The sequence below is a fragment of the Acidovorax sp. LjRoot129 genome (genome assembly GCF_964253765.1).
Taxonomy (GTDB): Bacteria; Pseudomonadota; Gammaproteobacteria; order Burkholderiales; family Burkholderiaceae_C; genus Acidovorax.
This window is the reverse complement of record NZ_CAXUSE020000001.1, coordinates 3,102,309-3,115,109: the sequence shown is the minus strand read 5'-3', so window position 1 is coordinate 3,115,109 and position 12,801 is coordinate 3,102,309. Positions and strand designations below refer to the sequence as shown.

Here is a 12,801-nt window from a genome sequence, read left to right as displayed (position 1 = left end):
TCAAGAAGCGCCGTCGATCAGGTCTGCGATGCGCGCGTAGCCTGCGCGTCTTGCCTGTTGCGCTGCGTTCAGACCTTCGCGGTCTACCAGGGTGCGGTGGGCTCCCAACGCCAGGAGTTTCTCTACCGTGGCCGTGTGGCCTTGCACGGCCGCGAGCATCAATGCGGTCTTGCCTGCGCTGTCCGCAGCATCGATTCGGGCCCCTTGGCGGATGAGGCTTTCGGCTTGAACGGCGTCGCCTGCACTGGCCGCTTCGCGCAGCGCGCGCGACAACACGCCGCTGGGGCCGGCGTCAGCACTGGCGGCACGCTCGGCAACGTTGCCGCTGGCGGCGTTGCTTGCGGGGAGGTGGCGTGCACTTGGCTGGGGAGGTGCACTTGCGGTTGATGGGGTAGGGCGGCCGGTGTTGCCCGTTGCAGCCGCAGCCGGCGCTGGCGCTTGTGGCGCAACTTCGGCGCTTTGCACCGCGGCGCGTTCGCGCATTTCAGCGCGTGGGGCTGCAGGGGCCGGCGAAGGTGGAGGCCGGGTTGCGGACGACTGGTCGGCAGTCGCGGGCGGCGACGCGGCGGCAGCGGTGGCCCGGACTCCGCTGGAGGCCGGGGCGGTCTCTGCATCTGGCTTGGCGGGTACCGGCGGTTCAGTCGGTGCTGCCCCTTGTTTCGCGGCGGCCGCCCTGGGTGGAGAAGATTCTTGCGCCGCGATGGGCGCCGTACGGTTCGCCGGTTCGCGGGCTATGCGTGGCGATGCCGCAGGGGGTGCAGCGGCTGCCGGGCTCGACTCTGCGGCAGGTGCGGCCTGCGTGACTGGATCGGGCGAAGGCAAAGCTGAGGGCTCGGGCAGTGCGGCAGGGGCTGGCGCCTCGGCCCTTCGCTGGCCGTAGGCGATTTCTTGTTCTTCCGGGGAGCCACGTTCAAACTGGAGCATCAGCAAGCCGGTCAGTCCCACCACGGCGACGGTGGCCAGTGCTGAGATTTTCCAACGCGACTGATTGGCAGCGGCATGGTTCGGGGCCGGCGCAGCGGGCGCGGCAGCGGCAGCACCTGCAGCAGCCAGCATCTGAGCGTGTGCACGCACGGCATCGCGCACATGCGCGCCGGGGCGGGCATCCTCCTGTGCGCTGGCTTCGCGGTACCGCTGGGTCAGCTCGTCGTCCGGCGCACTCATGCAAACTCCTTCAGATGCTGTCGAAGGCTGGCCCGCGCATAGCGCAGGCGGCTCTTGGCAGTCTCAAAATTCACGCCTGTGGCCTGGGCGATCTCCTGCACGCTGAGGTCGCCTTCGGCCTGCAGCAAGAAGGCTTCTCTCTGATCGAACGGCAGCTGCTCCACCGCGGCGATCAGGGCGGCCGCCTGCTCGCGGGACTGCAACTGCCGCACCGGCCCAAAGCCCGAGTCGGCGGCCAACGTGTCCGCCAGGCTGCGTTCATCGTCCCCGTTCGCGTCCAGGCTGGCGTGGGGTTTCGCGGTGCGGATATGGTCCACCAGCCGGTTGCGCGCCAGCGTGAACAACCAGGTGCGGAACTTGGCGGTGGCCTGATAGCCGCCCGCGTTGCGTGCCACAGCAAACCAGACATCCTGCAGCAGGTCGTCGGCCACCGCCTGGACCTTGACGCTGCGATAGACAAACCGCCATACCGCCAGCTCGTGCCGGCCGTACAGCGTGTCAAAGGCGCCCATGTCACCCGCTGCGAAACGCTGCATCAGCGTCTCATCTGCTTCGACGGGTTCATCGGGTGATGGGGCGGTTGGCACCCGCGCATTATGCGAGGCGCCCATTCAATGGCAGGTGCAGCGCAGACCGGTGCGTTCGGCGCCGTCCGGAACCCTAGGAAGGGTCCGGCACATACGACGGGTTGTCCGATTGCGGAAAAGCGCGGGGTGTCGGCTGGCGCACGGGGTGTTCGCGGATCACGCCGGCAGCGACCAGGTTCTCGCGGCTGTCGTAGCGGATGGTGATCACTTCGTTGGGCCGTTCCTGCAGGCGCGTGAAGCTGGTGTGCGAGACGACGGAGGTCTCGCGCTGGCCATGCGCGGTGCCCAGCCGGGCGGCAGCCGCTGGGGCCGCCTTCGCCACGTTGCCGGCTGCTTGCGCGGCGATCGACGACTCTGCCTCGGAGGCTGGTGCAGGTGCGGCCGCGGCGGGCGATGCTGGAGCTGGCGCGGGCAGGGCGGGTGCCGGCGTGTCGGACAGGCGATCTGCGCTTTCGCGGAGTTCGCGCCGTTGGCGATAGGGCTCCGGCGCGACGGATGGCAAGGGCAGCGGCTGACGTTCGCGAAACAGCGCCACCCCGATCACGCCCACGTGGGCGGGCCGGCCGGTGCGGCTGGCATAGGAGTTGGCCAGACTGGAGAACTCAAACGCCGCGACCTCGCTGTTGCTCTTGCGCCAGCCGGTGATCTGGTAGCGCTCGTGCGGCGAGAACACATAGCCCGTCTGGCCCCAGGCCGCGGTTTCGCCGCTGAGCACGTTGACGCCGTCTACCGATGGCACAGCCAAAACCCGCTCTCCGATGCGGTTGTGCACTGTGACGGCGTAGCGCGAACCGGGGCGGCCAGCCACCCAGTATTCCCCCTTGGCGTAGTGCACCGGCAGCGTGGCTCCGGTGTCGCGGTCCACGATGGTGATGTCGGCCAGGCGCCCAACGGCCTGGGCGGGCAGACTGGTCAGCGCCAGCAGTGCGGTCATGGCGGCGAGTGCGGCGTGGGTGATCGCGGGGAGGGGGAATGAACCGGGTTTCATGGCAGCTCCATCAAAGTTGTTGGTGCTGAGTGAAACGAACGGGGCGGGGCAATGGGGTTGAGCGCGCGCAAAAAATCCAAAAAAAAATCTGGGAAGTGCGTGGCGAGCAGGTGCCGCAGTGGTCAGGCCGGCGCGCCGCGCGAAGAGCGGACATGCGCGAGACGCTTTCCTCTCCGCATGTTCCGGATTTCCGCGCGGCTGCGGTCGCCCAGTGCCTCGCCCCCGATCTCAGTGCGCCAGCTGGCGCATCCCCGGCAAGGGCAGGCCAATTTTGCGATGGCCCTGCGAGGTGCGCGCAGTGGCGCGGTCTGCCGCAGTGCCCTGGCTGGCGGATCCCCCAGCCACGTGGAAAAGCGCCACCAGATCAGCCAGACGTTGCGCCTGTTCGCGCAGGTTCTCTGCGGCCATGGTGCTTTCTCCCACCAGTGCGCCGTTTTGCTGCGTCATCTGGTCCAACTGCGTCACGGCGATGTTGACCTGCGAGATGCCGTCGCTCTGCTCCGCAGCGGCGGTGCTGATCTCGCTGATGATGCCGTTCACACGCTGCACGCCTTGCACGATCTCGTTCATGGTTGCGCCCGCGTTGGCCACCAGCTGGGTGCCCGAGCCCACCTTTTCGACGCTGGACTGGATCAGGGACTTGATCTCCTTGGCGGCTGCCGCGCTGCGTTGCGCGAGGCTGCGCACCTCGGTGGCCACCACCGCAAAGCCCCGCCCTTGTTCGCCAGCACGGGCCGCTTCCACTGCTGCGTTCAGCGCCAGGATGTTGGTCTGGAACGCAATGCCATCGATCACGCCAATGATGTCGGCGATCTTTTGGCTGCTGTGGTGGATGTCCTGCATGGTGCTGACTACCTGCTGCATCACCTCGCCGCCCTTGGCTGCGGTGCCCGCTGCGGTGGTGGCCAGCTGGTTGGCCTGGCGGGCCGAGTCGGCGCTCTGGCGCACGGTGGCAGTCAGCTCTTCCATGCTGGCCGCTGTTTGCTCCAGACTGCCGGCGGCCTGTTCGGTACGGCTGCCCAGGTTCTGGTTGCCGCTGCTGATGTCGTCACTGGTGGCGCGCAGTTGCGCAATGTTGTCCCGCACGGCGGAAACCAGTTCATGAAAGCGCTGCTGCATGTCCCTGACAGCCACCATCACGCTGCCGGTGTCACCCTCCCTGACGTGCACAGCGGCGGTCAGGTCGCCGCGTTGCATGGCCTGCACCACGGCGCGGACCTCGCTGGGCTCCGCGCCCAGCTCGCGGCTGATGCTGCGGGACACGGCGGCCGTGGCACCCACGCTGATCAGGACCGCCAGCAGCGTAATGGCAAGCATCACCCCCGTGAACTGGCTGGCGTCCTGGTTGGCCATCTGGCTGTTCTTGATGATGCGGGCCTCTTCGTAGTCAATGAGCGCATTGGCGCCCGCCAGCCACTGCTCGTACTGGGGCTTGGCCTGCGACCACAGCAGGGCTTCTGCGGCGGGCCGGTCGCCGGCCTGTATCAATGCGACGACCTTGCTGGTGGTTGCCACCGTGCGCGACTCGATGTCTTTGAGTGCCTGCACCATAGGCCCCACTTCGGGTGGCACGGCGGTGCCGGCTTGCAGCACCGCGTCCAGCTGCGCTGCGGACTTGGCGTAGAAATCGGCCAACAGTGCAATGGACTCGATTTCCTTCTTGCGTGCGTCCTCACTCGGGGCGAGCACCACATCCCGCACGGCAATCGACCGGTCGTGCGCAGAGCCGCGGAAGTTGATGGCCGCCCGCTGGATGACCGCGTTTTGCGAGGCGTTGGCTGTCAGGGCGCTGTCGATGCCGCGCGCAATCAATACGCTGTAGATCGACATGCCCATCAAGGCCACGATAACGAGACCGAATCCCGCCATCAGGCGGTGGCTGATTTTCCAGGTGTGCATTTGCATGTGCCTTGTGAGATAGCTGAACCAAAAAATGCGAACCAAGTCGATTGCGCTCGCGGAGTGCCCGCTGGCCTTCAAGCTTCGTTTACAGTTGGTTGCAGTATACGCATCGGTATTTATGTATACCGGTTGGTATAAATTATCGTCACGATAGTTAAGAACTTTGGGCACGTCGCATCAGGTGGTGTCCGTTAGATCATTTGGCGATTAAATTACAAGAATTAATTCGTTTGGGTTTTAAAGAGGGGCTCTCAGAATGGCCCCCTGTGACCACCACCTCCATCATCATCGTCCCTGGCTGGCGCGACTCGGGTCCCGGCCACTGGCAGAGCCTGTGGGCTGAGCGGCTTGCGCACGCCATCCGCGTGGTGCAGGACGACTGGATCACGCCCACCCGCTCCGCGTGGGTCAGCCAACTTGAGAAAACCGTGCTCGCCGCGCCCCACCCAGTCGTGATCGTGGCGCACAGCCTGGGCTGCATTGCCACCAGCCATATCGGCCCCGAAGCTGCCGCCCGGGTGTGCGGCGCACTGCTGGTGGCGCCGGCCGACCCAGAGCGCCGCGCCATCCTCAGCGACTTTGCCCCGGTGCCCTATGCGGCGCTGCCGTACCGCAGCATCGTGGTGGCCAGCAGCAATGACCCGTTTTGCCCCATCCGACTGGCCGGCGCGTATGCCCGTGCCTGGGGCAGCGAGTTTGTCCGCATGCAGAACGCAGGCCACATCAACGTCGAGTCGGGCCATGGGGAATGGCCACTGGGCTGGGCGTTGCTGCAGTCTCTGGAGGGGGAGCACGGCGGCCATGCGCAGGCGGCGGTCCGTCCGGCCGTTTCGTCCGCAGCGCTGTAGTTGCTACTATATTGATAGCTACCGGCGCTTATCTATTAAGCGCTAGGGCCCATTTTGGCTTGATTATTCGCCCTGGCGGTGGCTGTTCAAAGGTCACCAAGCTCGTCGTCTCGAACAGGCTCCATATGCCAATAGTTGATTATTTAACAAGAATATATTCTTTTGAGTTTTAAGCGCGCCTCCGCACAATCGCGTATCTCCAGCACAGACCCTCGGGCGCAGCGACCATGACCTCCTTCAAACTCAAGACCCTCCTGGCCTCCCTGGCCCTGGCCGCCAGCGGCATGGCTGCCGCCCAGAACTCGCTGCTCAACGTGTCTTACGACGTGGCGCGCGAGTTCTACAAGGACTACAACGCCGCCTTTTCCGCGCACTACAAGAAGACCACCGGCCAGGACGTAAAGATCGACCAGTCGCACGCCGGCTCCAGCGCCCAGGCGCGCGCGGTGAACGATGGCCTCGCGGCCGATGTGGTGACCATGAACACGACCACCGACGTGCAGTTCCTGGCCGACAGCGGCGTGGTCGCCAAGGACTGGGCCAAGAAATTCCCCAACGACGCATCGCCCACCACCTCGACCATGTTGTTCCTGGTGCGCAATGGCAATCCCAAGGGCATCAAGGATTGGGAAGACCTCATCAAGCCGGGCGTGCAGGTGATTGTGGTGAACCCCAAGACCGGCGGCAATGGCCGTTATGCCTATTTGGCGGCCTGGGGCGCCGTGCGTGAAAAGGGTGGCACCGAAGCCCAGGCCGCGGAGTTTGTGGGCAAGCTGTACAAAAACGTGCCGATCCTGGCCAAGGGCGGGCGTGACGCCACCGCGACCTTCCTGCAGCGCAACCAGGGCGACGTGCTGATCACGTTCGAATCCGAAGTGGTCTCGATCGACCGCGAGTTCGGCTCCGGCAAGGTCGATGCGATCTACCCGTCGGTGAGCGTGGTGGCGGAGAACCCCGTGGCCGTGGTCGAGCGCACCGTGGCCAAGAAGGGCACAGCCCAACTGGCCAAGGCTTACCTTGACTACCTGTACTCTGAAGAGGCGCAGGAAATTGCTGCCAAGCACGCCATCCGCCCCCGCTCGGAAGCCGTGCTCAAGAAGTACGCCGACACGTTCAAGCCGCTCAAGCAATTCACCGTGGCCAAGTATTTCGGCTCGCTGACCGAAGCGCAGAAGGTGCACTTCAACGACGGTGGCCAGTTCGACAAGCTGTACAGCGCCAAGTAAGCCATGACCGCTGCCACTTCTGTGGCCGCACGGGGCGCTGCTTTGGCAGCCCCCGCGCAGGCCGGGCGCCGCGCGCCCAAGCGGGTTCTGCCCGGCTTTGGGCTGACGCTGGGCTACACGCTCTTTTATCTGAGCATCATCGTGCTGATCCCGCTGTCGGCACTGATCTTCAAGACTTTCACGCTGACCTGGGAGCAATTCTGGGCGGCCATCAGCGCGCCGCGCGTGATGGCCTCGTACCGCCTCACGTTTGGCGCATCGTTCCTCGCAGCGTTGGTCAACCTGGTGTTTGGCCTGCTGATTGCCTGGGTGCTGGTGCGCTACAAGTTTCCGGGCAAGAAGATCGTCGATGCGCTGGTGGACCTGCCGTTTGCGCTGCCCACCGCCGTGGCCGGCATCTCGCTGACCGCGTTGCTCGCGGGCAATGGCTGGGTCGGGCAGATCCTGGAGCCCATGGGCATCCAGCTTGCGTTCAAGCCCGCGGGCATCGTGATCGCGCTCATCTTCATCGGCCTGCCATTTGTGGTGCGCACGGTGCAGCCCGTGCTCGAAGACGCTGAAAAAGAGCTGGAAGAAGCCGCCACCTGCCTGGGCGCCACACGCTTGCAGACCTTCACCAAGGTCATCCTGCCCTCCATCACCCCCGCGCTGCTCACCGGCTTTGCCATGGCCTTTGCGCGGGCCGTGGGGGAGTACGGCTCGGTCATCTTCATCGCCGGCAACATGCCCATGGTGTCTGAAATCACGCCGCTGATCATCATCGGCAAGCTGGAGCAGTACGACTACGCAGGTGCTACCGCGGTGGCGGTGGTGATGCTGGTCATCTCCTTCATCTTGCTGCTCATCATCAACGCGCTGCAGGCCTGGCAGCGGCGCCACGCGGGGGCTCCAGCATGAGCGGCAGCAACTCCCGAACCATCCGCCGCGCACAAGCGGGCACCACCGAGGCGCCCTGGGTGCGCTACACGCTGATCGCCATCGCACTGGCTTTCATGCTGCTGTTCCTGGTGTTGCCGCTGGCCGCCGTGTTTGCCGAGGCGCTGCGCAAGGGCTTTGGCGCGTACCTCGAAGGCCTGCGTGAACCCGATGCCTGGTCGGCCATCAAGCTCACGCTGATCACTGCGCTCATCGCCGTGCCGCTGAACCTCGTGTTTGGTGTGGCAGCGGCCTGGTGCATCGCCAAATATGAGTTCAAGGGCAAGGCGTTCCTGACGACGCTCGTGGACCTGCCGTTCTCGGTATCGCCCGTGGTGGCGGGCCTGATCTATGTGCTGATGTTCGGCGCGCAGGGCTGGTTTGGCCCTTGGCTGCAGGCGCATGACATCAAGATCATCTTTGCCGTGCCGGGCATCGTGCTGGCCACGATCTTTGTGACCTTTCCCTTCATCGCACGCGAACTGATCCCGCTGATGCAGGCGCAGGGCAACGACGAGGAGCAGGCCGCCATCGTGCTGGGCGCCACCGGCTGGCAGACCTTTTGGTACGTGACGCTGCCCAACATCAAGTGGGGCCTGCTGTATGGCGTGATCCTGTGCAACGCACGGGCCATGGGAGAGTTTGGCGCGGTGTCGGTGGTGTCGGGCCACATCCGCGGGCAGACCAACACCATCCCGCTGCACGTCGAAATTCTCTACAACGAGTACCAGTCAGTGGCTGCGTTTGCGGCGGCTTCGCTGCTGGCCTTGCTGGCCCTGGTCACGCTCGTTATCAAGACCATTGCCGAACACCGCAACGAGCAGGCGCTGAAGGCGGCTGCCACATTGCCCCCAGAGCGGCCCGCGCCGGCTGTAGTCATTGCAGCGCGCTGAAGGAAGAAGAACATGAGCATTGAAATCCGTAACGTCAGCAAGCAATTCGGCGACTTCCAGGCGCTGCGCGACGTCAGCCTGGACATCGCGTCCGGCGAACTCATCGCGCTGCTCGGCCCCTCGGGCTGCGGCAAGACCACGCTCTTGCGCATCATCGCGGGCCTGGAGACGGCCGATGTGGGTACGATCCATTTCAGCGGCGAAGACACCACCGATGTGCACGTGCGCGAGCGCAATGTGGGCTTCGTGTTCCAGCACTACGCGCTGTTTCGCCACATGACGGTGTTCGAGAACGTGGCCTTCGGCCTGCGCGTCAAGCCGCGCAGCGAACGCCCGAGCGAGGCACAGATCAAGCAGAAGGTGACCGATCTGCTCAAGCTCGTGCAGCTCGACTGGCTGGCCGACCGCTACCCCTCGCAGCTGTCGGGCGGCCAGCGCCAACGCATTGCCCTGGCCCGTGCGCTGGCGGTAGAGCCCAAGGTGCTGCTGCTGGATGAGCCGTTTGGGGCGCTGGATGCCAAGGTGCGCAAGGAACTGCGCCGCTGGCTGCGCCGCCTGCACGACGAACTGCACGTGACCAGCATCTTTGTGACCCACGACCAGGAAGAAGCACTCGAAGTGGCCGACCGCGTGGTGGTGATCAACCAGGGCCGCATCGAGCAAAGCGGTTCGCCCCAGCAGGTGTGGGACCATCCTGCGAGCCCGTTCGTCTATGGCTTTTTGGGCGACGTGAACCTGTTCCACGGCCGTGCCCATGAAGGCCTGGTGCATCTGGAGGGTATGCAGATCGACTCGCCCGAGCACGCCACGACGCAGGACACCAAGGCGTTTGCCTATGTGCGCCCACACGACCTGGATGTGCAGCGCTACTCGCCGGGTGCGGGCCTGGATGCCGAAGGACGCCCGCGCGGCATCGTCGCGCAACTGAGCCGGGCCATCGTTGTGGGCCCGATTGCACGGCTGGAACTTATTCCTTCTGACGACCACAAACCAGCGGACAATGCGTCCCCGGACCACTTGATCGAAGCGCAGATCCCTGCGCAGCAGTTCAAGGAGATGGGTTTCAAGGAGGGCGAAACGCTGGTGGTGACACCACGCCGCGCCCGCGTTTTTCTGGACCACGCCGCTGGGATTTGACTCCCCCCTGAGCCGCTTCGCGTCTTCCCCCCTGAGGGGGGACGCACCCCGGTGGACTGGCGGAGCCAGATCCACGGGGGCACTGGCGTCGGGCGATGCCGGTTGCGTGGGCAGTGCCCTGCAATAGCTATTGGATGAGGGATAAATAATGAATTGGTTGACTGCGGCTCCGCGCCGCGTGCTGGCATTAATCAGCGTGGCTTGTGTGGCGATGCTGGCGTTTGGCATGTACCTGCAGCATGTGGTGGGCCTGGAGCCTTGCCCCATGTGCATCGTGCAGCGCTACGCTCTCATTGCTGTAGCAATCTTTACAGGCCTGGCAAGCGCCAGGGCCCAAAAAGGCTGGTGGATGACCTGGGGTGTGCTGGCCCTGGTAGCCGCAGGCTTCGGCGCTTTTGTCGCAGCCCGCCAGAGCTGGCTGCAGTGGTATCCGCCCGAAGTCGCCACCTGCGGCCGCGACTTCTACGGAATGATCGAAAACTACCCCATCAGCCGTGCGATACCCATGATCTTCCGCGGTTCGGGCGACTGCGCTGCCATTGACTGGACCTTCCTGGGCGGCTCGATTGCCAATTGGTCGTTTATCTGTTTTGTGGGGTTTGGCCTCGTGCTGCTGGTGCTGCTGGTGGGCGCCTTGAAGAAGGGTGGCAGCCGGGGTGGCTCGGGGTATTCGATGGCCTAGATGGGCGCCATCGGTGCAGTGGCTTCTTGATGCCCCTCACTTTTGATCGAACATACAAAAGGCGCTCCGTGGAGCGCCTTTTGCATTTCTAAATGGGGCCCCGACCCGCGTGGTCTAAGAACCTGTTCACGATCTCCCAGGGGTCGCGCAGCGGTCTTGGCGGGTGGGATTCAAGGCGCGGTGCGCAGTGGATAGCTCGGCTATCCCCAAGCGCCGCAACGCCGCAGACCGCCCGCAAAGACCACTGCCCGAAGGGTTGGAGCGAAATCGGGCGGTTGGACGCCCCGGCTGCTTGCATGGGCATGAGCCCATGCGGCGCACCCGAAGCATCCACTCATCCCGATTGCGCTCCAACGCGACCCCTGCGAGATCGTGAACAGGTTCTAAGCCGCCCCGAGCCTTCAGTTCAAAGGCTTCTCTTCAGAGGGCACGGGGGCGGCCTCGTCCGGGATCTTTGGGGTGTCAGAGGCATGGTGCTCCATCGGGGTTTTCTTCCCCGGCTGGGGTGTCTTGTCGGCACCGGGAGCGATCTCCTCGTTGTTGTGCTTCTTGGCTTGCTGAACTTTTTTGTCGTGCGCAATGTTGCGGGGGTCGGTCATCTTTGTGCTTTCAGTGGTGAGCACGCATGGTTGACCGGGAACACAGTGACCTGGGTAGGACAACGGGACGTTGCCGTGCAGTGTCGCTTTCGCTTTCGCCTTCGCCCTCGCGGTCACGCTGGCGGGCAGCGGCGGCCCGTGCAGCGCGCGTTGCCGCCGTGCGTCTCCGTCCAGTTAGCCGCCATCTGCCGGAAAGGGGAAAAGCACTCCCTCTGCCCCATCCACCCACGCCGGCAGCTTGCGCATCACGCTCTCGAACAGGCTGCTGGCTTGCCACTGTGCCAGCCAGTTTTGCAGATGTGGCCAGGGTTGGGTATCCCACCATAGGGCGTCGATGGCTGCAAACTGCCGAACAAAGGGTGCGGTGGCCATATCTGCCAGCGCCGGGTTCCCGCCAAAAAGGAAGGGCGAACGCGTCAGCCGCGCCTCCAGACCTTGCAGCCATTTCGCGGCCTGTGTGCGGGCCAGAGCTGCGTCAGCTTCGGGGTAGCGGTCCGGGTATTTGCTGCGGTCCAGTGCCTGCTTGAAAGGACCGTCGCATTCGGCAATCAGCGCCAGCATGGTCTCTACATCGCCATCGCTGGGGGTCAGCCAGCCGGCGGGGTCGTGTCTGCCCAATGCCCACAGCATGATGTCCAGGCTTTGCTCCAGCACCTGCCCATCCGGCAACACCAGCACGGGCACGGTGGCCTTGGGCGAGGCCCGCAGCAAGCCTTGTGGCTTGTTCCTCAGCACGACCTCACGCAACTCGCACACCTGGCCGCTGACCGCCAGGGCCAACCGGGCGCGCATCGCGTAGGGGCAGCGGCGAAAGGAATAGAGGATGGGTAGGGCGCTCATGCCGGCCCGTCCCCGCCGCCTCCACCTCCGCCACGGTCGTCCTCGGCGGGAGGGCGCACTGGCCGGCCAGGTTGCTTTGCACCGATGTGTTCCTCGCCGCGCTGGGTGGCCAGGTCCATCTGGCGTTGCCGCTCCGCCAGCGCGCGTTCCTGCTCAGGTGTGCGTGTGCCGTGGCAATAAGGGCAGCTCACGCCCCGCACATAGTGTGGCGAAGCAAGCTCGGCCTCGCCCAGCGGCATACGGCAAGAGCGGCACAGCTGGTGGTGGCCGCGCACGAGGCCGTGGCCCACCGACACGCGTTCGTCGAACACGAAGCAGTCGCCGTGCCAGCGGCTGGCTTCCTCGGGCACGGTTTCCAGGTATTTGAGGATGCCGCCTTCAAGATGGAAGACCTCTTCGAAGCCCTGCGATTTGAGGAGGGCGGTGGATTTTTCGCAGCGAATGCCGCCGGTGCAGAACATCGCCACGCGCGGCTTGCCGGCCAGCACGCCGCCGGGCTGCGATTGCTCGGCGACCCAGGCCGGAAACTCGGCAAAGCTTTGGGTGTGCGGGTTCACCGCGCGCTCAAAGGTGCCGATGCCCACTTCGTAGTCATTGCGCGTGTCCACCACCACTACGCCCGGGTCGTCAATGAGGGCGTTCCAGTCCTCGGGCTTGACGTAGGTGCCCGCGTTGCGCGCGGGGTTCAGGCCCGGCACGCCCAGGGTGACGATCTCGCGCTTGAGCCGCACCCGCATCCGATAGAACGGCATGCGTTCGGCGCGCGCCTCCTTGTGCTGCAGGGCCGCAAAACGCGCGTCGCTGCGCAGCCAGGCCAGCACGGCATGCACGGCCTCGGGTTCGCCCGCGATGGTGCCGTTGATGCCTTCAGGCGCCAGCAGCAGCATGCCGCGCACGCCACGGGCGTCGCACAGGGACTGCAAGGGCTCGCGCAGTTCTGCAAAGTCCGGCAGGTCCACGAACTGGTAAAGGGCGGCGGTGAGGAAGGAGGGCGTGACCGAGTGCACAAAAAGACGGGAC

Annotated in this window: 13 protein-coding genes; 6 read left to right on the top strand and 7 right to left on the bottom strand. The window is 65.0% G+C overall.

Annotated features, from left to right (window positions below; genetic code table 11):
* The 4 genes from ACSQ3Q_RS14330 to ACSQ3Q_RS14315 all read right to left on the bottom strand — a co-directional run bounded on the left by ACSQ3Q_RS14330 (position 1) and on the right by ACSQ3Q_RS14315 (position 4,638).
* Positions 1-1,164, bottom strand: a complete 1,164-nt coding sequence (locus ACSQ3Q_RS14330) for an ankyrin repeat domain-containing protein (protein WP_436135030.1) — start codon at positions 1,162-1,164, stop codon at positions 1-3.
* Positions 1,161-1,700 (bottom strand): sigma-70 family RNA polymerase sigma factor, encoded by a 540-nt coding sequence (locus ACSQ3Q_RS14325; protein WP_436135029.1) that lies wholly within the window; start codon positions 1,698-1,700, stop codon positions 1,161-1,163. The genes ACSQ3Q_RS14330 and ACSQ3Q_RS14325 overlap by 4 nt, the downstream gene beginning before the upstream one ends.
* A gap of 124 nt (positions 1,701-1,824) precedes the next feature.
* Positions 1,825-2,739 (bottom strand): hypothetical protein, encoded by a 915-nt coding sequence (locus ACSQ3Q_RS14320; RefSeq protein ID WP_436135028.1) that lies wholly within the window; start codon positions 2,737-2,739, stop codon positions 1,825-1,827.
* Between the two features lie 228 nt (positions 2,740-2,967).
* On the bottom strand, positions 2,968-4,638 hold the full coding sequence (locus tag ACSQ3Q_RS14315; RefSeq protein WP_436135027.1) for a methyl-accepting chemotaxis protein: 1,671 nt from the start codon (positions 4,636-4,638) through the stop codon (positions 2,968-2,970).
* A 269-nt stretch (positions 4,639-4,907) separates the two neighbouring features.
* Between ACSQ3Q_RS14315 and ACSQ3Q_RS14310 the strand changes: the two genes are divergently transcribed.
* From ACSQ3Q_RS14310 to ACSQ3Q_RS14285, 6 genes are all read left to right on the top strand, one after another.
* Positions 4,908-5,489: an RBBP9/YdeN family alpha/beta hydrolase gene (locus ACSQ3Q_RS14310; protein ID WP_436135026.1), complete on the top strand. Its 582-nt coding sequence runs from the start codon at positions 4,908-4,910 to the stop codon at positions 5,487-5,489.
* 227 nt (positions 5,490-5,716) lie between these two features.
* Positions 5,717-6,715 carry a sulfate ABC transporter substrate-binding protein gene (locus ACSQ3Q_RS14305; protein ID WP_436135025.1) on the top strand — a complete coding sequence of 333 codons (999 nt, stop codon included), beginning with the start codon at positions 5,717-5,719 and terminating at the stop codon, positions 6,713-6,715.
* A gap of 3 nt (positions 6,716-6,718) precedes the next feature.
* Positions 6,719-7,612, top strand: a complete 894-nt coding sequence (gene cysT, locus ACSQ3Q_RS14300) for a sulfate ABC transporter permease subunit CysT (RefSeq protein ID WP_436135024.1) — start codon at positions 6,719-6,721, stop codon at positions 7,610-7,612.
* Entirely contained in the window at positions 7,609-8,523 is a 915-nt protein-coding gene (gene cysW / locus ACSQ3Q_RS14295; RefSeq protein WP_436135023.1) for a sulfate ABC transporter permease subunit CysW, read from the top strand. Before cysT ends, cysW begins: the two co-directional genes overlap by 4 nt.
* Before the next feature lie 12 nt (positions 8,524-8,535).
* Positions 8,536-9,660 (top strand): sulfate/molybdate ABC transporter ATP-binding protein, encoded by a 1,125-nt coding sequence (locus ACSQ3Q_RS14290; protein WP_436135022.1) that lies wholly within the window; start codon positions 8,536-8,538, stop codon positions 9,658-9,660.
* Between the two features lie 148 nt (positions 9,661-9,808).
* Positions 9,809-10,342, top strand: coding sequence for a disulfide bond formation protein B (locus ACSQ3Q_RS14285; RefSeq protein ID WP_436135021.1), 534 nt, complete (start codon positions 9,809-9,811; stop codon positions 10,340-10,342).
* Between the two features lie 401 nt (positions 10,343-10,743).
* Here the strand turns inward: ACSQ3Q_RS14285 and ACSQ3Q_RS14280 are convergent, their stop codons facing one another.
* The 3 genes from ACSQ3Q_RS14280 to trhO all read right to left on the bottom strand — a co-directional run bounded on the left by ACSQ3Q_RS14280 (position 10,744) and on the right by trhO (position 12,788).
* A complete protein-coding gene (locus ACSQ3Q_RS14280; RefSeq protein ID WP_436135020.1) occupies positions 10,744-10,941 on the bottom strand; it encodes a hypothetical protein in 198 nt (65 codons plus the stop codon).
* Positions 10,942-11,115: 174 nt separating this feature from the next.
* Positions 11,116-11,781, bottom strand: a complete 666-nt coding sequence (locus ACSQ3Q_RS14275) for a glutathione S-transferase (protein ID WP_436135019.1) — start codon at positions 11,779-11,781, stop codon at positions 11,116-11,118.
* Entirely contained in the window at positions 11,778-12,788 is a 1,011-nt protein-coding gene (trhO, locus tag ACSQ3Q_RS14270; protein ID WP_436135018.1) for an oxygen-dependent tRNA uridine(34) hydroxylase TrhO, read from the bottom strand. The genes ACSQ3Q_RS14275 and trhO overlap by 4 nt, the downstream gene beginning before the upstream one ends.
* Positions 12,789-12,801 lie beyond the last annotated feature (13 nt).

Excerpts from the sequence above, each read along its gene's own strand:
- ACSQ3Q_RS14330 (WP_436135030.1), bottom strand. The coding sequence starts at position 1,164 with ATGAGTGCGCCGGACGACGAGCTGACCCAGCGGTACCGCGAAGCCAGC.
- ACSQ3Q_RS14325 (WP_436135029.1), bottom strand. The coding sequence starts at position 1,700 with ATGCAGCGTTTCGCAGCGGGTGACATGGGCGCCTTTGACACGCTGTAC.
- ACSQ3Q_RS14320 (WP_436135028.1), bottom strand. The coding sequence starts at position 2,739 with ATGAAACCCGGTTCATTCCCCCTCCCCGCGATCACCCACGCCGCACTC.
- ACSQ3Q_RS14315 (WP_436135027.1), bottom strand. The coding sequence starts at position 4,638 with ATGCACACCTGGAAAATCAGCCACCGCCTGATGGCGGGATTCGGTCTC.
- ACSQ3Q_RS14305 (WP_436135025.1), top strand. The coding sequence starts at position 5,717 with ATGACCTCCTTCAAACTCAAGACCCTCCTGGCCTCCCTGGCCCTGGCC.
- cysT (WP_436135024.1), top strand. The coding sequence starts at position 6,719 with ATGACCGCTGCCACTTCTGTGGCCGCACGGGGCGCTGCTTTGGCAGCC.
- cysW (WP_436135023.1), top strand. The coding sequence starts at position 7,609 with ATGAGCGGCAGCAACTCCCGAACCATCCGCCGCGCACAAGCGGGCACC.
- ACSQ3Q_RS14290 (WP_436135022.1), top strand. The coding sequence starts at position 8,536 with ATGAGCATTGAAATCCGTAACGTCAGCAAGCAATTCGGCGACTTCCAG.
- ACSQ3Q_RS14285 (WP_436135021.1), top strand. The coding sequence starts at position 9,809 with ATGAATTGGTTGACTGCGGCTCCGCGCCGCGTGCTGGCATTAATCAGC.
- ACSQ3Q_RS14280 (WP_436135020.1), bottom strand. The coding sequence starts at position 10,941 with ATGACCGACCCCCGCAACATTGCGCACGACAAAAAAGTTCAGCAAGCC.
- ACSQ3Q_RS14275 (WP_436135019.1), bottom strand. The coding sequence starts at position 11,781 with ATGAGCGCCCTACCCATCCTCTATTCCTTTCGCCGCTGCCCCTACGCG.